The sequence below is a fragment of the Frankia casuarinae genome, assembly GCF_000013345.1.
Lineage (GTDB): Bacteria > Actinomycetota > Actinomycetes > Frankiales > Frankiaceae > Frankia > Frankia casuarinae.
Genome location: NC_007777.1, coordinates 455,858 through 474,596, shown reverse-complemented (window position 1 = coordinate 474,596; position 18,739 = coordinate 455,858). Strand labels below are relative to the sequence as shown.

Here is an 18,739-nt window from a genome sequence, read left to right as displayed (position 1 = left end):
ATGGCGGTGTTCTGGGCGCGTAGGCGACGGCGGTTCCTTGCAAGGGAGATTAGAGCGTGTCTCACGTCGAGTGCGGGAGCTTCTTCCAGCAGGTGATCGCGGCAGCCAGGCAGAGGAACCCGAGGAAGTTGTAGCCGTTGCGTTCGTAACGCGGGCTCAGGCGGCGGTAGCCACCGAGCCAGGCCAGCGTTCTCTCGACTTTCCACCGGTGCCGGCCGAGGCGTTCGGTACTGTCCACACCACGGCGGGCGATCCGCACCGCGATACCGCGCCGGCGCAGGAAACGCCGTCGTTCCGGCTGGTCGTAGGCCTTGCCCGCGCGCAGCGTGGCCGGGTGGCGCCGCCGCGGTCCACGGCGGGAACGGATCGCCGGGATACTGGCCACCAGCGGGACGAAGGCCCCGCTGTCGTGCGGGTTCGCCGGGGAGACCGCCACGACCAGCGGCAGCCCGCCCGCGTCGGTCAGGACATGGATCTTCGAGCCCGGTTTGCCGCGGTCGACCGGGTTCGGACCGGTCAGGCTTCCCCCTTTTTTGCCCGCAGGCTGGCCGCGTCCACGATCGCCGATGACCAGTCGACCCGTCCGGCCACACCGTGCAGGTCCAAGATCTTGCGGTGCGGTCGAGGCCAGACACCCGCCCGGGTCCACGCCTGGAACCGACGGTGCGCCGTGGGTACCGACACCCCGAACTCGGACGGCAGATGCCGCCAAGCACACCCCGAGGTCAGCACGTAGACCACCGCGGTAAACACCGCCCGATCCTCGATCGGGGCAGTCCCACCGCCCTGCCAGCGGGCCTCGAACCGGGGCAGCAGCGGTTCCACCAGCTCCCGCAACTCGTCCGGGACCAGCCGCCCGGCAAGGCTGCTCTCCAACACATCCATGATCGATATGTACCCCGGGCAGCCACGCAAGACACGCTCTTAAGTCGCGGAGTGCTTGGGTGGGTGTGGCAGGTGCTTTGACCTGCGCCAGTGCGACATCTCAGACCCACCCATCTTTACAGGTGGTCCGGTGGGCGGGCCGATGGGTGCTCCGGTGGGCGGACGGACGGGAAGTTTGGATAATTCATACCGAACAGGAACGTAGCGACCCATGCGGGAGCCTGCGAGCGTGCGGATGCCCAGCGGCCGAGGTCGTCCAGATGTGAACACGTGGCCTGTAGGGCTACGAGTCGGGCTGTCCTTGGGCAGTCCCAGCGGAGCCGGTGGCCTGCGCCAGCGGCGCCCTTGCGGGGTCGCCGCTCAAACAGGGGACCGGCACGGCGACCGGTACGGCTACCCGATGGGCAGGGGGTGTGCCGACACAGCGAGGCTCCCGGACGACGCCAGCGCATCCGGCCGCGCCCTCGGCATCCGGGGCATCGCGGTTGGTTCCCGGCGGCGGCAGCGGGGGCAGGTGGCCGGTTGGCGCACGCACGTCATGGCGTCGATCACCAGCCGGTCCGCCGGCCGCATCCGCACGCGGTCGGAGGCGTCCACCAGCCGGTGAACGTCGGTGCCGTACGCGGTCGCCAGCAGCGCGAGAATCTGCGGGGTGAGCCTTCGCCGCGCGGACGTGTCCGGCCAATGCTCCAGTTCACACAAATAGGGACCGGTGATGGAAGCCCTGCCGTCCGGGTCAAGGCCGAGACGGGCCGCTTGTCTATTGATGTGGTCGGCGGCTTGTAGCTGCGTCCAGCCGTGCGCGTGGCGGAAAGCGGCGCGAGGGCGAAGTTGATAACGTCGGATGAACTCGTCGGCTATCTCGGCCTGCGTCATTCCCGCATGCAACAGGTGGACCCGTAGCGCATTCTGTTCCGCTCGCATACCAGCTCGCCCCATGTTCCCCCTTTCCCGGCCAGGTTGCGATGCGTCAGGCCCGGTGCGGCACAGCTTCGGGCAAGCTGCGGCCGGAGGGGGTCCGGTGCCACGGGTCCAGCGCGCGCAGCGCGTCAGCGACCCGCCGCAGGGTCTCCGGGTCGGTGCGGTAGACGACCGGCGCCGTAGGCTGCGGCCCGACCCTCGGTGTCCGCGTCGGCATCGGCGTAGCGGCCTGCGTCGGCGGCGGCGTGGCTTGCAAACCACCGGGAATCTCGGCCCAGACAACTTTTCCGCCGGTCTTTACTCTCCACCACGACCATCGGCGCGACAGCGCGTCGACCATCAGCAGGCCGCGTCCGTCCTCACTGAACAGGTCCGGGCTTTTGATACGGGGAGCGGTGTCATTGCCGTCCCGCACTTCAACAAGGACGTATTCTCCTGTCGCGGTGAGCCGTATGGCCACGACGTCTTCCGGGCGGCTCGCCTTCACGGCATTCGAGGTCAATTCACAAACGACGAGTTCGACAGTGTTGACGGTGTCGGAGTCGACTGACCATTCCCTGAGCGTGCAGGCCGTGCTCGTGCGCACGTCGGGAACGGCGGCGGCTGTCGGCGGGAAGTGCGCCACGGCCACCCGGATCACAGGCGATGAGTCACCAGTCATGCTGAGCCCCGTGCGGCGGTCAGCGCGCGGACGGCAGCCCAGCGGCCGATGATCCGGATGGTCACGACCGTGAGTGCTGTGCAGGCTGGCGCCGCGCCGTGTCGCCTGCGGCTGCGGCTGCGGCTGCGCCGAGAGCGGGCAGGTCACAGCCGGGCAACACGGCGAATTCGGCCCACGCCACCAGCTCACAGCGGGCGTGGGATAGGCGGCGGCTGACCTTCGCTACACGGTCGTCGAGTGTCAGGGGGAGGCGGGTTCGCGCCTGCCGCATCCGCACGTGCGCCCACTCGTGGGCGGTGTCGAAGTCGGGGAATGCCCCGAGCGGTCGTCCGTCCGCGTCCCACACCACGAACCGGCGTTCGTCCATGGACCCTCTCCCTTCGGTCTGCGACGGGCAGCCCCCGCGCCGCGCCTCCGTCTCCGTGCCGCAGACAGCAGGGCGCGGCAGATGCCGCCGAGGAGGGCTCCTTGGCAACGCAGAGAGACGCGAGCGTCCGCCGATGGCAGCGCCGTAGGCGGCCAGGCGGCCACTCTCGGCGCGCCTGCTGTCACGCAGAAGTCAAACACCGTGAGGACCCAACATGCAAGACTCACAATGCAAGCTGAGAGATGTTGATATTGTTGCGAAACAGCGACCGGAGTCTTTCATTTCGGGTGATGGACTACCCTCAAACCGAAGGAGGGGCGATGCCAGAAGGCAGCACGACGACGGGCTCGACCGTGCCGCGCCGCCAGCTCGGCCGGTACCTACGCGATCTTCGAAACCAGGCGAGGCTGACCGTGCGGGCAGCCGCACGGCGCCTGGAGTGGTCCGAAGCCAAGATCTGGCGCATCGAGTCGGGGCTGACCTCGCTTCGGAGCTTTGACGTAGAGATCATGTGCCGGATCTACGGTGCACCCACCGACCTGACCGAGGCGCTGATGGGGCTCGCGAAGGAGACGAAGGCGCGCGGCTGGTGGCACAGCTACGGCGACGTCATCCCGGCCTGGCTCGACCTGTACATCGGGCTCGAAGAGGCAGCCTCTCGCCTCTGGTGCTACCAGGCGGAACTCGTTCCCGGTCTCCTCCAAACAGAGGAGTACGCACGGACCCTGATCCGAGCGGAAGACCCCGATATCGAGAACGACGAAATAGACCGGCGAGTTCATGTACGCATGGCCCGGCAGGCGTTGCTGACCCGAGTGACCGATCCCCCGGTCCTGAATGTTGTTCTCAGCGAGTCGATTCTGCATCGCCCCGTTGGTGGCCCGAAGGTGCTCGCACAGCAACTCGAACGGATTGCGGACGTAAACCGGCTGCCTAATGTCACGATCAAGGTAATGCCGTTCAGTGCCGGCCTACACACGGGCGTCACGTCGGGTCCGTTCGTCGTTCTTCGGTTTCCCGAGAACGGAACCGGACGAGCGGGGGAACCGCCAACGGTTTACGTGGAGGGACTTACCGGAGCGTTGTATCTAGAGAAAGATCGTGAGGTAGAGCAATACGAAGAGTCGTTCAGCGCGATGTGGGAATCTGCGGCCGAGCGGGACGCGAGCACCAAGATGCTCATTGATCGAGCTAGGAGTCTCGAACCATGAACAGTCACGATCTTTCCGGCGCGGTGTGGCGCAAGAGTAGCTACAGCAACGCTAAGGGTGAGTGTGTCGAGGTTGCATTCCTTGACGGCGGCCTTGTCGCCCTACGGGACAGCAAGGACCATGGAACCGGGCCTGCGCTGGTCTTTACCAGTGCGGAATGGTCGGCGTTCGTGCGTGGTGTGACGGATGGAGAGTTCACGGCCTAACAGCCGATACGGTGTCCACAGGGCGCCGAGATAGCATTTTACACGTCTTCACTATTGTTGCCCGTCCGCGTGGCGCTCGAACGCAGGCGGACGGGTGACACTCCGCCCGAGCGACGAGAGAGATAGGGTTTCCATCGTGCCAAACGTCCGCGCTAAATTGGATCTCAGGTCGGGATCCTATAACGACGTCTTGAAACGTGTCGAGCGATCACTAGACGTTCACTTTGACCGAACCGCGGTCGTGCGGAAGCGACGCTCAATTGGCCTCGCCAGCGATAGAGGAACCTGGGTCCGTGTTGAGGTTCGATCTCCAGAGAAGATGACCGGTCAGGGATGGAACGGAACAGAGACCTCATCGATGCTTCATGGCGTGGCCCGGCCCGTCTGGAGGCAAAGCGTCTCTTGGAACGATCCCGACCAGGATCTCATGTGGAGGGCTGACGAGACAGATTTCGTCGCGGATCATCCCGTTAAACCCGGTGGTATCCTCACTACCGATCCCGACCTTTCTGAGGCGTGGTGGGCGACGCTGAGATCTTCGCTGGCCGCGCTTGCCGGGCATTCGACCACCCGGCTAGCTACTCCTCACACCGAGACAATAACGCAAGCGCGGGTGGACCTGGCAATCAGTCGGGCCTGTGGCGGCAAGATCGACACTAGGATCGAGCAATGGTCAGCCGCGCATGCCGACCTAAATTGGGCGAATCTCACGGCACCAGAATGTATGCTGCTTGACTGGGAAGACTGGGGAATGGCGCCGCGCGGATTGGACCCAGCGAACCTGTGGGTCAACAGCCTGGCAATTCCCGACCTCGCCAGCCGCATCTACCGAGAGTACAGAGAGGAACTGGAAAGCAAGACAGGTAAGATCATGACGCTATTTCTGTGCGCGGACATTGTCAGCGCGCCCGCCTCGTATTCAGGGCCGCTTCACGAGCCGGCATGTCAGGCTGTCGAAAGGCTGGTGAAAGACCTTCAGATGTGAGCGCCTCTCTCACGGAGGAGCTGCCGATAACGAGCGATCTGGTCTAGGTCAACCTTTAGCGCTTCGGCTGACACAAGTTCCCTCATATGGTCTGTGCTGCCGGAACTCACGGCTATCCGCGTTACTCTTGGCAGCTCATATGACACGCGGAAGACGGCTTGCACATTTGACCCTTCTTCGTTTGGCTGAAGAAAGGTGGCCGCCTTAATTCTCTTCCAGACGTCGCGTGCGGCGTCCCCGCCGAACGGGCTCATCCCCCACAGGCGATCGGACGGGACGCCCAGACGTTGCGCCGCCCGCTCGCTCGCGTCGAGCTGGTCAGACGGCACCGTCAGCCCCGCGCGGACCATGAGCACGTCTGGCGTGGGAGCCTTCGCGAAGAGATCGCCGTCAAGCGCCCGGATCAGCGGCGCCGTATCCCAGGACGATATTCCCCACGACGCGCACAGACCCATGGCTACCGCTTCATACAGCGCCGCGCACGCCGCATCCAAGCGCTCACGGGCTTGTACGGGGCTCACTCCCACAAGGGACTTCTCAGGATTATGCAGAAAGACGACGTCCGGGATGCGTCCAAGGTCGCACGCTGATTCCTCCACCGCACGGCGAAGCCGGCCGGGAGCGAGGGTGTGAACTACCCGTCCGGACTCTCGGAAGAAGCCGACTTTCGTCGAGATGGAGAACATGGAAAGTAAATCGCCCACGACGCTTGAGAGAAGGCGATGCGAGTCGAACCCATGATAGTTGTAGCTTGTGTCTAGGCATTGAATGCCAACGGCAAGGGCATCCTCTAAAGCTTGCCGTCTGTGGTCAGACCGGTATAGCCCGAGAATAATTCCGGAGTCAGTTCCGCGCATATGCCCTCCCGGACAAGTATCTCCCCAAGGCGCGCGCCATCGATCCCCGCTGCGGACGATACGTAGTCAAGGCACACAGGATTGCCCGACAGAAGCAACCCAAGGGCTGGTAATGCTTTCCTGGTGAAGACGATCCGTTTCTCCGCCGTCGCGACCGCCACTGTATCGCCCTGGGTCTCTATCTGAGGTGGAAAATCAGTAACGCACACGACCGCGGATGGCGGACCAAAAATGCCGGCTGTGGAGACATACCGGCCTGCGGAGGTGGCATGCGCCACGGATTCCAAGTAATGGGCCGGCGGATGTGACGTAAGAAGACGCGATGCGGCAACAATAATTTTCTCGCCGTCGTTTTGATGTTCTTTCGGGTCTTCTCCCCGCTGATTCAGATCCTCCCGAAACACCTCTTCGCGGCGCGACTGGTCCGCAAGCCAAGCCAACCAATCGACGCCCGTTCGTCTCGTGAACCCAAAGGTAGCATGAAGGCTAAACCCGTCACCTCTGCTGGTGCGGCTCGCCCGATGCCAGTGGCCCCGGGGAATATACAACACGTCACCGGTATTCACGGTACCAGACCACACGATGTCTTTGGGAGGCTCAGTATTGGGTGCGGCGTCGCGGTACATGGGAGCACGGCGAGACGGACCCCGGACCTCCCACTCTTTGTCGCCAGCTAACTGTAGGACGATGACGTCGTGATCATCCCAGTGTAGGGAGAAACCCGCCGCGTCGCCCGTTGTGAGGTACACGTTCGCCTGCACAGGCGCGCGCAACCACCATTGAAACGCTCGGCACGCAACCTCTAGCGTCGGATCAAAGTGGTTGACCGCGTCCAACACCAGGGTGCAGCCTGATTGCAAAAGTCCGGCCAGCCGGCGCATATCGACCATCGGAGTGACCTGCCCTCGCCTCGTCGTGTTCATCTGAAGCAAGGAGTTTGGATGCAGCTCTGATTCGTTTTGAAAGCACCGCATCTGGGGCGAGACAAGGCTTCGTCTCATTATCAGGTCTAGAAATCTGGTCGGCGTGAGCACCCTGGGGCATATCCCAGAATCAGGAAGAGTCCCCCGTAGGAACCGGGAGGGTGTCGAGCTGGGTCTGGACCATGCCAACGCGGTCTTTATATCGCGGATGAGCTGATGATCCATCAACATCCTTTACATGGTGGCTCCTTCGGCCTGCACCCAGATCGCCATGAAAAACCAACCGAAACAGATGAAAGAGAGGCAGGGTCGTACGGCGACAGCTAACGTCGATGCTTAGCCGTCCCTGTTCTCGCCGCTGTCACCGACGGGTCCATCAGAGGTCTGAAAGTCGCCGCGGTCCTGGATCGTGGCCAACTCCTCTACCACGATGACGAGGTCATCCGGTGGCGTCATTGCGCTGGTCTCCTTCCGTGAGCATCAGCCGTGGCGCCCGCGACGATAAGCGAGGCCGAAGCAGCCCAGATTCTGGTTGATTGCGGGCAGCGACTGAAAGATTACCGGACCGCTCCCGGAGTCGCTACCGATTTCGGGAACTCCTTCGGTTCCCACCCGGCCACGGCTGGCACGATGTGCCGGCCGCACCAGCAAGGGCGAGAGCCCCGTGACGCTGGCCTTCGTTATGACCTGCACCCCGGACGTTGCCGACCTGCGGCACCGGGCCGCTGAGCGCCTGGCGAGGCGGTCGGGCAGCGCAGCCCGGCCGGCCGGCCGGCACGATCGTCACGTTACGACCCACACCGGCAACCTTGGTTGTCAGCCAAGGAGATGCTTCGTCGCGGGTCGGGTAGCTGCCGCTTCGCAATCGACAACCGTGGTTGTCGTGCAAGATCGCTGTGCGGGTCGGGTGCCCAGCGGGGATAGTCAGAGTGGACTGGTTAATGTGGACCATTGATCGCTGGCATCGGCCGCGTACGTCACAGCGTCGCAGGTCAGCGCCCTGGTTCCACCGACGCGCCGTGTCGCTGGCTTTGCACCATCCCGCTGTGACGTCGCATCCTGCTCCGCAGGGGGCGCTTATCGGCACGGTGCCCGCGCGCCGCCCAGGCCGCCGAGAATCGTGCACAGCGTGCCGCCGTCACGGCGTGGGCAACGGCGTGTCGCCGTGACGGTGGCACTCCCGCTGACTCTTCGGCCCCTTCACGCTCGGCCCGCTAACGGTCCAGGGACGGAATCTCTCCCCCCCTGCCAGCGGGGAAGGCGGTTCTAACGTGCCAGTGTGGCTCTCAAAGGGTCATAGCGGGCAGGTACGACGAAGGCCCCGGCAGACGCCGGGGCCTTCTGCGGTGACGTGGGCTACCGGGGGTCGTTCAGGTCTCGCCACACGATCCGCACACGCTGAACATCATCACCCTCGACAGTCCCGTTTCCGCCGACGATCACACCGTCGATCAGTTGGGTGAGGATCACCCGCTTGGCCGCGATGTCCTCGCCGAGCCCGTCCCAGCCCACGGCGCCCTCCACGGGCAGCGTGGCGCGCCGTCGCGCGCTGGTGTGCATCCGGGCCTCGGCCGCGCGGATCTGGCGGACGATGGCCTTGTGGGCATCGTCGTAGGCGTCATCGTCCATCTTCCCGGATGCCCACCGGTCCGCCAGCGCGCTCTTGCGGGCCTCCAACGTCGCCAGCTCAGCGGCGGCCGGGTCGTCCATGGCCACAGGCTGGAGAACCAGCTCGTCGAGACGCCCCCGCACGGCACGGGAGACCAGCCCGACGAGGAAGGCTTCCCCGATTCGGACCTTGGCCGGACAGCGGCCGTCACGCCGCTGGCAGTAGAGCCGCGTCCCGTTCGTGCCGTTCCCGGTCAGCTTGTGCCCGCACGAGGCGCAGTAGACGAACCCCGCCAGCATGCGCCGAAGCTTCTGCGCGTTGGTGTTGGTCCGCCGCGAGGCGTCCGTGAGGATCGCCCGGATCTGCTCCCACGTATCGACGTCCAGAATCGCCGGCCACACCGCTTGGCCCATGACCGCGATGGTTCCCGTGCTGCGCCGCGTGCTGCGGGTCTGGTAGCCGCGCATGCCGATCAGACGCGGGTTGACCATCATCTCCTTGAGGGTGGTCGCGTTCCACCCGCGGTACGGGCATGGGCAGTCGGTCCACGCCCGACGGCCCTTGACGTTGTTCGGGCAGATCGGCCGGTGGGCCTTCGTCACGGTCGGGACCGCCTCGGCGTTGAGCGTGCGGGCGATCGCCGCCAACGGCACGCCCGCCAGGATGTTGGCCGCGATGCGGCGGATAACCGCCGCCTCGTCCGGCACGAGGGCGTAGAAGTCCCGTACGGGCTTGCCGGCGTGGTCGGTGCCGACGATCGGCCCGTAGCCGTACGCCCGGGGTCCGCCGTGGTGGCGGCCCTGCTCGGCCCGCTGCTGTGCTGCCCGTGCGACACGCTCCGCCGTGCGCTCGGCCTCTCCCGCGTCGATCGAAAAGATGATGTCGGCCATCATCCGGCCGTCGGCGGAGGTGAAGTCCATGGTGGTGCCCCGGACCGGGATCAGCCGGACGTTGCGGGCCTTGAACAGTTCGATCACGCGCATCCGGTCGGGCCGGTTGCGTAGGAAGCGGTTCGACGTCCACGCGATTACCGCGTCGATCTGGCCGGCCTGCGCCATGGTGAGGATGCGTTCGAACTCCGGCCGGTAGTCCTTCGTGGCCGACAGGTCGTTGTCGGTCAGCACGTCGATCAGGTCGACGTCGTCACGCCGTTCGGCAAGCTCGCGGATGTCCTCGTCCTGGCGGGTGACCCCGGCTTCCAGCCCTTCACGGTCGTCGGAGATCCGGCGGTAACCGATCGTGCGCAGCTTGCGAACCACCCCAGACCCGTACGCGGCGTCCCGATTGTCCGACCAGAGCGTGATGGCGGGCCTCACGCGGCCACGCTCCCCAGCTCGTGACCGCACTTCGCGCAGTGGGAGCGATCAAAGTAGCTGGGGACGTGGGGGCAGGGAACGAGCGTCAGCCGCTCCCCGCGCGGCCACGCGCGGCACGTGAGCAGCAGGGCCTCAGCAAGTTTGCTGGTAAGCAGACTTTCGGCGTTGTGTGGGGCTTCCAGTGGTGTTGCGTAGCGCGCTTCTGACGCGAGGCCGGGGGCGTCATGGGTGCGGGCACGGCTCCTGGAGATCATGGAGGTTCCTACACCGTCATGATCGTCTCGAGGTGCCATGCCCGCCGCACCAGTATTACCGCCTGCCCCTGTTCTCGATCGGCTGGCTGCCGTCGGCGCCGGCAACCAGCCTCCGTCGCCGGCGGGTCTGCTGGCGGTCTTCAACCAGCTACCGGACCCCCGGAAGCCCCGCGGCAGGCGGCACAGCCTGGCCGCTGTGCTGACGCTGGCGACCTGCGCGGTGCTCGCCGGGGCGCGGTCGTTCACCGCGATCGGTGAATGGTCCGCCGACGCCGGCCAGGCGGTCGCGGGCCTGCTCGGCGTCTCTCGAGTGCCCGAGGAGTCGACGTTTCGCCGGGTACTCGCCGCACTCGACGCCGACGCCCTGGATACGGCGCTGGGAGCATGGGCCGCCGCGGCGACCACCCCGCCGGCCGGGACGCGGCGGCGGCTCGCGGTCGACGGCAAGACGCTGCGCGGCTCCCGCACGCCTGACAGTCCGGGCCGCCACCTGCTCGCCGCGCTCGACCACACCAGCGGTGTCGTGCTCGGCCAGGTCGCCGTCGACGCGAAGTCGAACGAGATCCCGGCGCTGCCCGTCCTGCTCGCCGACCTGGACCTGACCGATGTGATCGTGACCGCGGATGCTCTACACACCCAGCGACAGACCGCATCCTGGCTGGTCAGCCGGCATGCGCACTACATCCTGACGGTGAAGGCCAACCAGCCGGCGCTATACGCCCAGCTCGCCGCCCTGCCCTGGCGCCGGGTGAAGACCGCCGCGCGCACCGTCGAACGCGGCCACGGCCGCCGCGAGCGGCGCACCGTGAAGACCACCGAGGTCCGCGCGGGACTACTCTTCCCGCACGCCGTGCAGGCAGTGCAGGTCACCCGCCGCCGCCAGCCGCTCGCCGACGGGCCGGCCACGACCGAGATCGTCTACCTTGTCACCAGCCTGCCGACCCACCAGGCCAGCCCCACGCTGCTGGCCACCTACGCCCGCGAGCACTGGCTCGTGGAGAACCGGCTGCACTGGGTCCGCGACGTCACCTTCGGGGAGGACCTCAGCCAGGTCCGGACCGGCCACGCTCCCCAGGTCATGGCCAGCCTGCGCAACCTGGCGATCGCGATCCTTCGCCTGACCGGCGCCACGAACATCGCCCAGGCAATCCGACACCACGCGCGGCGCCCCGAACGACCACTAGAGACGATCAAGAGCCTTGCTTGCTAACCGACAACTTTGCCGGGGCCCTGCCAGGGGGTGCGGGCGCGGTGGTCGGCGGCGTCGCCGTGGTGGTGGCCGGTGGTGAGGTACCAGGCGAAGGCGAGGGTCTGGCAGGTCAGGCCGAACGGGACGGTGCGTTCGACGGCGGCGGTGAGTCGGTTGCGGGCCTGGCCGACCCCGAAGATCTGCTTCGCGTCCGCGATCGCGACCTCGATCGACCAGCGGGCCGCATAGCGGGCGACGAGCTCGGCGGGCCTGGTCAGGGTGTCGGTCGTGACGAGCGCGAGGTCGTAGGTCCCGGGCCGGTCGGTGTCGCGGACGAGGACGACGGTGACGGGGCGGGGGCCGAACACTCCGTACCACAGGCAGCGGATGACCGCCGTGTGCACGGTCCCGGCGCGGCCGTAGCGGGTCACGGCCGTCGGGCGGAACGTCGCGGCCGCGGCGAGCTGGGCGAGGGAGGGCAACCGGTCGCCCTTGAGTCGGGGCCGGCCACGTCTCCCGGTGCGGGGTGGGGCGGGGGCGAACAGGGCGGCGTCGCGGCGGAGCCGGGTCGTCCAGGTCACCGAGGCCGGCAGTCCCCTGAGCTCGTCGCCGGCGTAGGCGGCATCCGCGACGACGTGGACCCGGCGGGCGGGGAACGCCCCGGCCAGCTGTTCGACCGCGCGGGCGGCCAGCCAGAGCCGCGAGGCCGAGACGGTGTCCTTGCGGACCAGGCGGGCCAGGACCGGCAGGCAGACCGGCCGGCCGAGCAGCGGCGCCGGCACGACGAGGCCGACGATCACCCAGTTGTTGCCGAACCCGACCTGGTCTGGCCCCTTCGCGGATCCGTCGTGGAACCAGCCCACCGCCCACACCTTCTTCCCCGCCCGGTGGAACAGGGTGTCATCGACGACGACGTGCAGCGGCCCGGCCGGGACGAGGCGGTCGACGACGAGCCGGGCGAGCGCCAGGCCGACCTTCTCCGGCGACCAGACCGCCCGCGCGAAAAACCGGTGCGCCCGGTCGTGCGGCCACAGCGTGGACAGGCCCGCGCCGACGAGCATCCCGCACACCGTGCGCCGCCCGCCGGTGGCGAGCATCCCCACGACGAGCGCCCGGAACGTCCGGAACGACGGCGCGGTGAAACACGGCCGGAAACCCTCCAGCAGCACCGCCAGAGAAACCGGTATCGTCACGTCCGGGAGCATCGGCGTCCAACTTTCGGGTTGGTACAGGAAACGCTGATGCTCCCGCCACCAGCCCCTCGCGCTGGCCTTCCACCCCTCCGCCACGCACCGCGATACCACCGGCAGGCACCAGGGAATCATCCACCCGAAAGCAATCGGGAAAATTATCCAGCCGTTGCCAGACACTGATCTGGATCAAGAAAACTGCGAAACTCTAGTTATTGAATCACAATAGGGCAGCCGTGTCCAGATGCTAAGATTCCTATTAGTAGCAACATCCCTACCGCGCATCCTCGCCAGCGTCGCTGGACAGGTGATCGTCGAGCTTGCGCAATGCACCTTGCTTCTCCGCCATCGGAGCCTGTCAATCCCGATGAGACATCAGGCTGCTTGGTTCGTGGGTAGCGCCTCCTCGGTCTCGATGATCGCTGGGGGCTGGTTGATCCACGCCTCGGTCGGCAGCGCGGGTGGGGTCGGCCGGCGACGATCACGACTCCGGGGGTGCGCCCCTGGGACAGCAGCAGCGGCAGCGCCGCCCCGATCCGCTTCTTGAGTTCCCGGTCGTATCAGGCGATCTGGCGGAGGTCATTACCGTAGTCGAAGATGATCCGCATGCGTGCGCCCAACGCCCGGGCGTATCGGCTCAGGGTTGCCACCTCGTTCACGTCCAGATCACCGTTTTCGATCTGGCTTATCCGGCCAGGTGAGACGCCCATCAGATCGGCGACCTGACGCTGTGTCAAACCAAGGCGCTTGCGCTCCTCGGCCAGGTGGTAGGCGCTGGCCCACGCCTCCGTACGCGCTCGTTCCACGGCGAGTGCCGCGTCATCGCCGTCATGGAGCTCGGCGCGGATGTCCTCCCAGTCATGGAACTCGGTCATGAGCCCTCCCGCCGTTTCCGTTCGACGGCCAGCCAGCCGTCGTAGACAACCTCTGCCGCAGGAATCGCAGCCCTGTACCAGTGCGACCAGTCGCCGGCCTTGTTCCCCGCGACCAGCAGCACGGCCTGCGACCATGGATCGAACACGAAGATCACTCGGATGGCCACCTCGCGGCCCGACCGCGGTCGGAGCTCCTTGAGGTTGCTGATCGTTGATCCCTTGAGGGTGTCGACCAGCGGGCGCCCGAGCGCCGGCCCGGCCTCGGCGAGCATGTCGATTGCCGCGTTGACGGATCGGTAGCTGTCCGGCTCCTCCCGGCGCAGCGAACGCAGCCACTCTCGCACCTCGGAGGTGGCCTTGATCGTCCACCGGGCGGGCGTTGCGGCCATTGGTCAACTATAGCTCAAGCTAAACATGGATCCGGGTGAGTGCAGGTGACGATTGATCGAATATTTCCAATCAACACCACTGAGCTCTGGTCGCCGACAGTATGATCGCGTGTGTGATCCGCAACCGTGCTGGTGGGGGTGTTTGTGGTGCGTTGCCGAGCGCACCCTGCTTGACCTGCGGTTTTTCTCCTATTCGATCTTCTTGTGACCTGTCGGGTGTGCGCGGGGTGTGCGCGGCCCGAGTGGGTGGAGTGCGGGGGACGAGTCGGGCGGCGCCTTCGGCGGCTTCCCGGGCGAGTTCTTCCAGGACCGAGGTGTAGGTGTTGACCGTCACCTCGTGGCTGGAGTGGCCGAGGGTCTCCTGGATGACCTTCAGGTCCGCGCCGCCGCCGTGCATGAGGGTGGCGGCGACGTGCCGGGCATCGTGAAGGCGGATCGGGGGTACCCCGGCTCTCGCGATCTGGTCCTGGAACTCGGCGGAGACGGCGGCGGGATGCAGAGGATCGCCGTCGAGGGTCGTGAACACCGGTCCTGAGGGGTCCCAGTCGAGGCCCATGGCGCGGCGCTCGTCGTGCTGCCGTTCCCGATGACGGTTAGAACTCCTCGACAGTGAGGTCGTCGAGGAGCAGTTCCCGCACTCCCGCGTCGGTCTTGGGCCTGGTGCGCTGCACCTTCCAGCCGACGACGACGAGCTGCCACTGGATGAGGATCTTCTTTTGGTCGAGGTCGACGTCCGGCCAGTTCAGAGCGCATGTCTCTTCACGGCGCGGCCCTCTGTAGGTCACGAGGTGATAGTGAAGCGATCCCGGCGGGTAGGCACGGATGTTCCCGCAGCCGCGGTCGAGGGTGAACACGATCCGGTTCTCGGCAACCGCAGCAGCGAGCACCTCCGGATCGGAGCGGCCCGACAGGTTCTCCGCAAGCACGGTATCGGCATCGATCCCGTGCTTGGCGAGTCGCTCGGCAAGGGAGACCGGGAGACCCTCGTCCAGCTTGACCTTCACGGCGCGGTACGAAGCGGCACGAGATCCTCCCGCGCCAGACGCGCCCCGTAGGCAGCGGCCGCACGGATCCCCGACACGGTCAGCGACGGGTACTCCGCGATGATCTCACCGTCGGACATACCGTCGGCAAGGCAGTCGAGCACGACACTCACCGGCACCCGGGTCCCCCGGATACACGCCTGCCCATGACCGACTGTCGGGTCGGCCACGACGAGCGCCAGAAGATCTTCCGCCATGCCTCCCAGTATGCTCCCGGATCTCAGCGTCGAGCGCCCGTCACGTGGTCCAAGCCGTGGCACGAGTGACAGCCAAGTTGACAGCCAAGCCGCTGGACGCGGGTGGACGTCGACGGATACCGGTGGACGGAACGCTCATGGTCAGCAGACAGGGCGGACGTTGACAGACGTCGACGGAAGATCCAAATCTAACTACGGATCAGAAGGTTGGGGGTTCGAGTCCCTCGGCGGTTGCAACGCGTCGGTGTTCGGGCGGTTCGACGTCTGCGAGCCGGCGGGCCAGGCGCTGTTCGGCGCGGGCGAGTGCCTCGTCGCGTGCCGGGAGTACCTGGTGGGCGCCGAGGCGTGCAGGTCTGGCGGAGCGGGGCGTCGCTGGTGGCGAACGCGCAGGGCCGCCGCCGCCCGCAGACCGAGCAGACCGCTTCCGGGAGTGTGAAGCAGTTCACGCAGATGTCGGGCTGGTCGTCGTGCGCGCGCAGACCGGCACCGCCGCGGTAATCACGTCGGCGGGCAGCGACGGGTCGGCGGCCGCGACCGCGGCGGTCACCGCCACCCAGCGGGCCGCCGCCGTCGCGAGCCGTGACGCCCAGGGGCTGGTCATGACCCGACCCCCGGGCCGGGGATGGCGGTGATGTCGGCGCGCCGGGGCCGGCCCCAATAGGGCTCGACCAGGTCTCCGGGCGCGCAGCCGAGGATGTCGCAGAGCGCGGCGAGTGTGGCCAGCGACAGCCGCTCCGGGATGCCGGTCACCAACCGGTAGACCTGCTCGCGGGAGAGCCGGACACCCCGCTCGGCGAGCAGCGGGACCAGCGCCGTCGTCGCGAACAGCCCACGCTCGGCCATCAGCTTCCGCAGATGCCAGTGGTAGCCGACCTGCGCGCTTCAGTCGGTGGCCAACAGCCCATTCAGTCGCGACAGCGTGGGTTCGTCCGGCACGGTGGAGCTGCCGCCCGCCCAGGCGCCGATGCGCGGCCGCAGCCACTCCCGGAGCTCGACCGCGGCGACGGCGATGCGGTCGAGCTCCTCGGATCCGAACCGGGCAGGCAGCGCCTCTCGTTCGGCCGTGCCGACAAGCCCCGTGAGCTGGAGCCAGCGCAGGTAGCTCCAGCCATCGGCGATCAACTCGATCGGGCCGTCCGCCGAGAAGGCGAGGCTGTTGACGAAGTCCAGCACCGGATGATCGCCCAACCCGATCAGCACGTCCGGGTTCATCGGAGACCTCCCCTCGAGCCGATCACCCAAATAACCACTCCACTTCCTCTTGAGAGGTTACTCCCTCGTCAAAGTAATCGTCTTAGATATCTTTTTTAGATAGCTTTTATGGACCACCGGGGCCGCTGCGCCCGCTGAGCCCCCTGCGCCCGACGGGGCCCGCCGCTGACCGGCGGAAGCCCGTCGGGACGGTCGGTCAGGAGTTGGCCACGTCGGTCAGGAGTTGGCCACGTCGGTCAGGAGTTGGCCACGGCGGTCAGGAGTTGGCCACCGGAAGGTAGATCCGATTGCCGGCGGCGTTGAACTCGGCGGCCTTCTCGCGCAGGCCGGCGGTGACCGCCTCGTCGCCGGCCGGGTCCGCGCCATGCCCGGCCGGGTCCAGCCCGTCCCCGCCCGCGTGTGCCCGCACCTGGTGGGAAATCTTCATCGAGCAGAAGTGCGGGCCGCACATCGAACAGAAGTGCGCCGACTTCGCGGCCGGGGCCGGCAGCGTCTCGTCGTGGAACGCGCGTGCGGTGTCGGGGTCGAGCGCGAGGTGGAACTGGTCGGCCCAGCGGAATTCGAACCGGGCGTCCGACAGGGCGTCATCCCAGGCCTGCGCGCCGGGATGCCCCTTAGCGAGGTCGGCGGCGTGCGCGGCGATCTTGTAGGCGATAACGCCGGCCTTGACGTCGTCCCGGTCGGGCAGGCCGAGATGCTCCTTCGGGGTGACGTAACAGAGCATGGCGGTACCGGCCCATCCGATCATCGCCGCCCCGATCGCGGAGGTGATGTGGTCGTAGCCGGGGGCGATGTCGGTGGTCAGCGGCCCGAGGGTGTAGAACGGCGCGTCGTGGCACAGCTCCCGCTGCAGCTGCACGTTCTCCTCGATCTTGTTCATGGGCACGTGCCCGGGTCCCTCGATCATCACCTGGACGTCGTGCTCCCACGCCACCTGCGTCAACTCGCCCAGGGTGGCGAGCTCGGCGAGCTGGGCCTCATCGTTCGCGTCCGCGATGGACCCGGGCCGCAGGCCGTCGCCCAGAGAGAACGTGACGTCGTACGCGGCGAAGATCTCGCACAGCTCGGCGAAGTGGGTGTAGAGGAAGTTCTCCTCGTGATGGGCCAGGCACCAGGAGGCCAGGATCGAGCCGCCGCGCGAGACGATCCCGGTCCTGCGCCGCGCGGTCAGCGGCACGTAGCGCAGCAGCACCCCCGCGTGGACCGTCATGTAGTCCACACCCTGCTCGCACTGCTCGATCACGGTGTCCCGGTAGACCTCCCAGGACAGCTTCTCCGGCCGGCCACCGACCTTCTCCAACGCCTGGTAGATCGGCACGGTCCCGACCGGCACCGGCGCGTTACGGATGATCCACTCACGGGTCAGGGCGATGTCCGACCCGGTCGAGAGGTCCATCACGGTGTCCGCGCCCCAGCGGGTCGCCCACACCATCTTCTCGACCTCCTCCTCGATCGAGGAGGTAACGGCCGAGTTGCCGAGGTTCGCATTGATCTTCACGAGAAACGCACGGCCGATCGCCATCGGCTCGGACTCGGGATGGTTCACGTTCGCCGGCAGCACGGCCCGCCCCGCGGCGATCTCCGCCCGCACCGTCTCGACGGGAAGACCCTCCCGCAGGGCGACGAACTCCATCTCCCGAGTGATCTGACCGCGGCGGGCGTAGCCCAGCTGGGTTATGGAAGGCCGTCCCGGCACCGCCCGACGGGGCACTCGCACCCGCCCGTCGAGATCCGTCCCGCCGAGACCGAGCGGCCCAGAACCGGGCGTCCCAGAACCGGGCGTCCCAGAACCGAGCGTCCCAGGACCCGATGCCCCGGTCCCGGGAACGGTCCGCCGCTCATCCGGCGCGGTGTCGCCACGCTGGGCGATCCAGCTGTCCCGCGTCGCCGGCAGACCCCGGCGCACATCGATCGTCACCCCCGGATCGGTATATGGACCGGAGGTGTCGTACACCACGACGGTGTCACCCGTGGTCAGCACGATCTCCCGCATCGGCACCCGCAGATCGGGATCCGCTCCGACCAGCCAGGTCTTGCGGCTGCCCGTCAGCGGACCCGTCGAGACCGCCGTCATCCCCGCGGCCGAGACGGACGACGAGGAGGACGAGGACGAGACGGACGGGGAGGATGCGGCGGACGACAAGGATGAGGTGGACGGGGACGAGGTGACGGCCTTCGAGGTGGACGAGGACGAACGGTCGGTACGCGACACCATGTAAGACTCCCTACGCCGGCATTACCCGGACAGGTTCCTGCGGTCGGCGGCCCCAGCCGCCCTCTCAGCCCCTTGGCGGAGCTCCCGCGATCAACTTCGACGCTTGTCGACAGTAAGACACCGCCGGCCCGCTCGCCACCCCTTCCGGTTCATCCGACGCATGCCCTACACCATCGGGCGACGTGAGAGCCCTGTTCCGCCGGACCCCGGTTTCTCTGCGTGGCGGGGAACGCC

Annotated in this window: 23 protein-coding genes and 1 riboswitch; of the genes, 5 read left to right on the top strand and 18 right to left on the bottom strand. The window is 66.9% G+C overall.

Going from position 1 to position 18,739, the window contains the following annotated elements:
- Positions 1 to 61: 61 nt before the first annotated feature.
- The 4 genes from FRANCCI3_RS23960 to FRANCCI3_RS23100 form a co-directional block, all read right to left on the bottom strand.
- Positions 62 to 885 (bottom strand): IS5 family transposase gene (locus tag FRANCCI3_RS23960; RefSeq protein WP_085949859.1). Its coding sequence is split into 2 segments (ribosomal slippage): positions 62 to 537 and positions 537 to 885, totalling 825 coding nucleotides; the frame shifts between segments, so codons are not numbered across the junction.
- Positions 886 to 1,278: 393 nt separating this feature from the next.
- Positions 1,279 to 1,761, bottom strand: coding sequence for a hypothetical protein (locus FRANCCI3_RS01975; protein ID WP_035912895.1), 483 nt, complete (start codon positions 1,759 to 1,761; stop codon positions 1,279 to 1,281).
- Between the two features lie 94 nt (positions 1,762 to 1,855).
- Complete coding sequence (locus FRANCCI3_RS01970) at positions 1,856 to 2,437, bottom strand: ATP-binding protein (RefSeq protein WP_236701546.1); 582 nt, start codon at positions 2,435 to 2,437, stop codon at positions 1,856 to 1,858.
- Positions 2,438 to 2,528: 91 nt separating this feature from the next.
- Positions 2,529 to 2,834, bottom strand: coding sequence for a hypothetical protein (locus tag FRANCCI3_RS23100; protein ID WP_011434864.1), 306 nt, complete (start codon positions 2,832 to 2,834; stop codon positions 2,529 to 2,531).
- A gap of 320 nt (positions 2,835 to 3,154) precedes the next feature.
- On the opposite strand from FRANCCI3_RS23100, the gene FRANCCI3_RS01960 reads away from it, so the two are divergent.
- From FRANCCI3_RS01960 to FRANCCI3_RS23955, 3 genes are all read left to right on the top strand, one after another.
- Positions 3,155 to 4,045: a helix-turn-helix domain-containing protein gene (locus tag FRANCCI3_RS01960; RefSeq protein WP_011434863.1), complete on the top strand. Its 891-nt coding sequence runs from the start codon at positions 3,155 to 3,157 to the stop codon at positions 4,043 to 4,045.
- On the top strand, positions 4,042 to 4,251 hold the full coding sequence (locus tag FRANCCI3_RS01955; protein WP_011434862.1) for a DUF397 domain-containing protein: 210 nt from the start codon (positions 4,042 to 4,044) through the stop codon (positions 4,249 to 4,251). Before FRANCCI3_RS01960 ends, FRANCCI3_RS01955 begins: the two co-directional genes overlap by 4 nt.
- Positions 4,252 to 4,384: 133 nt before the next feature.
- Positions 4,385 to 5,236 (top strand): hypothetical protein, encoded by an 852-nt coding sequence (locus FRANCCI3_RS23955; protein WP_108913865.1) that lies wholly within the window; start codon positions 4,385 to 4,387, stop codon positions 5,234 to 5,236.
- Here FRANCCI3_RS23955 and FRANCCI3_RS01950 read toward each other — a convergent pair.
- The 4 genes from FRANCCI3_RS01950 to FRANCCI3_RS27690 all read right to left on the bottom strand — a co-directional run bounded on the left by FRANCCI3_RS01950 (position 5,227) and on the right by FRANCCI3_RS27690 (position 10,195).
- Positions 5,227 to 6,093, bottom strand: coding sequence for an aldo/keto reductase (locus FRANCCI3_RS01950; protein WP_035912887.1), 867 nt, complete (start codon positions 6,091 to 6,093; stop codon positions 5,227 to 5,229). The two genes, FRANCCI3_RS23955 and FRANCCI3_RS01950, sit on opposite strands and share 10 nt — an antisense overlap.
- On the bottom strand, positions 6,027 to 7,241 hold the full coding sequence (locus FRANCCI3_RS23950) for a JmjC domain-containing protein (protein WP_023841915.1): 1,215 nt from the start codon (positions 7,239 to 7,241) through the stop codon (positions 6,027 to 6,029). The genes FRANCCI3_RS01950 and FRANCCI3_RS23950 overlap by 67 nt, the downstream gene beginning before the upstream one ends.
- Before the next feature lie 1,131 nt (positions 7,242 to 8,372).
- A complete protein-coding gene (locus FRANCCI3_RS01945) occupies positions 8,373 to 9,941 on the bottom strand; it encodes a recombinase family protein (protein WP_011434858.1) in 1,569 nt (522 codons plus the stop codon).
- Positions 9,938 to 10,195 (bottom strand): hypothetical protein, encoded by a 258-nt coding sequence (locus FRANCCI3_RS27690; RefSeq protein ID WP_148214898.1) that lies wholly within the window; start codon positions 10,193 to 10,195, stop codon positions 9,938 to 9,940. Before FRANCCI3_RS27690 ends, FRANCCI3_RS01945 begins: the two co-directional genes overlap by 4 nt.
- A gap of 37 nt (positions 10,196 to 10,232) precedes the next feature.
- On the opposite strand from FRANCCI3_RS27690, the gene FRANCCI3_RS01940 reads away from it, so the two are divergent.
- A complete protein-coding gene (locus FRANCCI3_RS01940; RefSeq protein WP_011434857.1) occupies positions 10,233 to 11,405 on the top strand; it encodes an ISAs1 family transposase in 1,173 nt (390 codons plus the stop codon).
- Here FRANCCI3_RS01940 and FRANCCI3_RS01935 read toward each other — a convergent pair.
- The 10 genes from FRANCCI3_RS01935 to thiC all read right to left on the bottom strand — a co-directional run bounded on the left by FRANCCI3_RS01935 (position 11,402) and on the right by thiC (position 18,364).
- Entirely contained in the window at positions 11,402 to 12,577 is a 1,176-nt protein-coding gene (locus FRANCCI3_RS01935) for an IS701 family transposase (protein WP_237704561.1), read from the bottom strand. The genes FRANCCI3_RS01940 and FRANCCI3_RS01935 overlap by 4 nt on opposite strands.
- A gap of 557 nt (positions 12,578 to 13,134) precedes the next feature.
- On the bottom strand, positions 13,135 to 13,449 hold the full coding sequence (locus tag FRANCCI3_RS01930) for a helix-turn-helix domain-containing protein (RefSeq protein ID WP_011434855.1): 315 nt from the start codon (positions 13,447 to 13,449) through the stop codon (positions 13,135 to 13,137).
- Positions 13,446 to 13,838: a type II toxin-antitoxin system RelE/ParE family toxin gene (locus FRANCCI3_RS01925; protein ID WP_011434854.1), complete on the bottom strand. Its 393-nt coding sequence runs from the start codon at positions 13,836 to 13,838 to the stop codon at positions 13,446 to 13,448. Before FRANCCI3_RS01925 ends, FRANCCI3_RS01930 begins: the two co-directional genes overlap by 4 nt.
- A gap of 70 nt (positions 13,839 to 13,908) precedes the next feature.
- Positions 13,909 to 14,394 (bottom strand): tyrosine-type recombinase/integrase, encoded by a 486-nt coding sequence (locus FRANCCI3_RS23095; RefSeq protein ID WP_011434853.1) that lies wholly within the window; start codon positions 14,392 to 14,394, stop codon positions 13,909 to 13,911.
- A gap of 37 nt (positions 14,395 to 14,431) precedes the next feature.
- The gene (locus FRANCCI3_RS27685; protein WP_011434852.1) at positions 14,432 to 14,842 is read right to left on the bottom strand and encodes a DUF5615 family PIN-like protein; all 411 of its coding nucleotides are present in this window, start codon (positions 14,840 to 14,842) and stop codon (positions 14,432 to 14,434) included.
- Positions 14,839 to 15,078, bottom strand: coding sequence for a DUF433 domain-containing protein (locus FRANCCI3_RS01910; protein ID WP_011434851.1), 240 nt, complete (start codon positions 15,076 to 15,078; stop codon positions 14,839 to 14,841). Before FRANCCI3_RS01910 ends, FRANCCI3_RS27685 begins: the two co-directional genes overlap by 4 nt.
- A 442-nt stretch (positions 15,079 to 15,520) precedes the next feature.
- The gene (locus FRANCCI3_RS26615) at positions 15,521 to 15,679 is read right to left on the bottom strand and encodes a hypothetical protein (RefSeq protein ID WP_023840839.1); all 159 of its coding nucleotides are present in this window, start codon (positions 15,677 to 15,679) and stop codon (positions 15,521 to 15,523) included.
- Positions 15,676 to 15,933 carry a helix-turn-helix domain-containing protein gene (locus FRANCCI3_RS01905; protein WP_330218951.1) on the bottom strand — a complete coding sequence of 86 codons (258 nt, stop codon included), beginning with the start codon at positions 15,931 to 15,933 and terminating at the stop codon, positions 15,676 to 15,678. Before FRANCCI3_RS01905 ends, FRANCCI3_RS26615 begins: the two co-directional genes overlap by 4 nt.
- A gap of 27 nt (positions 15,934 to 15,960) precedes the next feature.
- Entirely contained in the window at positions 15,961 to 16,290 is a 330-nt protein-coding gene (locus FRANCCI3_RS01900) for an ABATE domain-containing protein (RefSeq protein ID WP_011434849.1), read from the bottom strand.
- 256 nt (positions 16,291 to 16,546) lie between these two features.
- A complete protein-coding gene (gene thiC / locus FRANCCI3_RS01895) occupies positions 16,547 to 18,364 on the bottom strand; it encodes a phosphomethylpyrimidine synthase ThiC (RefSeq protein WP_085949858.1) in 1,818 nt (605 codons plus the stop codon).
- Between thiC and FRANCCI3_RS25835 the strand changes: the two genes are divergently transcribed.
- Positions 18,261 to 18,509 carry a hypothetical protein gene (locus FRANCCI3_RS25835; protein ID WP_162238919.1) on the top strand — a complete coding sequence of 83 codons (249 nt, stop codon included), beginning with the start codon at positions 18,261 to 18,263 and terminating at the stop codon, positions 18,507 to 18,509. The two genes, thiC and FRANCCI3_RS25835, sit on opposite strands and share 104 nt — an antisense overlap.
- Positions 18,496 to 18,603, bottom strand: a riboswitch (TPP riboswitch). Its footprint overlaps the gene before it by 14 nt.
- Positions 18,604 to 18,739: the final 136 nt, after the last annotated feature.

Excerpts from the sequence above, each read along its gene's own strand:
- FRANCCI3_RS01960 (WP_011434863.1), top strand. The coding sequence starts at position 3,155 with ATGCCAGAAGGCAGCACGACGACGGGCTCGACCGTGCCGCGCCGCCAG.
- FRANCCI3_RS01950 (WP_035912887.1), bottom strand. The coding sequence starts at position 6,093 with ATGCGCGGAACTGACTCCGGAATTATTCTCGGGCTATACCGGTCTGAC.
- FRANCCI3_RS01910 (WP_011434851.1), bottom strand. The coding sequence starts at position 15,078 with ATGGCGGAAGATCTTCTGGCGCTCGTCGTGGCCGACCCGACAGTCGGT.
- FRANCCI3_RS01975 (WP_035912895.1), bottom strand. The coding sequence starts at position 1,761 with ATGACGCAGGCCGAGATAGCCGACGAGTTCATCCGACGTTATCAACTT.
- FRANCCI3_RS23950 (WP_023841915.1), bottom strand. The coding sequence starts at position 7,241 with ATGGATCATCAGCTCATCCGCGATATAAAGACCGCGTTGGCATGGTCC.
- thiC (WP_085949858.1), bottom strand. The coding sequence starts at position 18,364 with ATGACGGCGGTCTCGACGGGTCCGCTGACGGGCAGCCGCAAGACCTGG.
- FRANCCI3_RS26615 (WP_023840839.1), bottom strand. The coding sequence starts at position 15,679 with ATGACCAGCCCCTGGGCGTCACGGCTCGCGACGGCGGCGGCCCGCTGG.
- FRANCCI3_RS23095 (WP_011434853.1), bottom strand. The coding sequence starts at position 14,394 with ATGGGCCTCGACTGGGACCCCTCAGGACCGGTGTTCACGACCCTCGAC.
- FRANCCI3_RS27690 (WP_148214898.1), bottom strand. The coding sequence starts at position 10,195 with ATGATCTCCAGGAGCCGTGCCCGCACCCATGACGCCCCCGGCCTCGCG.
- FRANCCI3_RS23100 (WP_011434864.1), bottom strand. The coding sequence starts at position 2,834 with ATGGACGAACGCCGGTTCGTGGTGTGGGACGCGGACGGACGACCGCTC.
- FRANCCI3_RS01955 (WP_011434862.1), top strand. The coding sequence starts at position 4,042 with ATGAACAGTCACGATCTTTCCGGCGCGGTGTGGCGCAAGAGTAGCTAC.
- FRANCCI3_RS01900 (WP_011434849.1), bottom strand. The coding sequence starts at position 16,290 with ATGAACCCGGACGTGCTGATCGGGTTGGGCGATCATCCGGTGCTGGAC.
- FRANCCI3_RS01930 (WP_011434855.1), bottom strand. The coding sequence starts at position 13,449 with ATGACCGAGTTCCATGACTGGGAGGACATCCGCGCCGAGCTCCATGAC.
- FRANCCI3_RS01925 (WP_011434854.1), bottom strand. The coding sequence starts at position 13,838 with ATGGCCGCAACGCCCGCCCGGTGGACGATCAAGGCCACCTCCGAGGTG.
- FRANCCI3_RS01940 (WP_011434857.1), top strand. The coding sequence starts at position 10,233 with ATGCCCGCCGCACCAGTATTACCGCCTGCCCCTGTTCTCGATCGGCTG.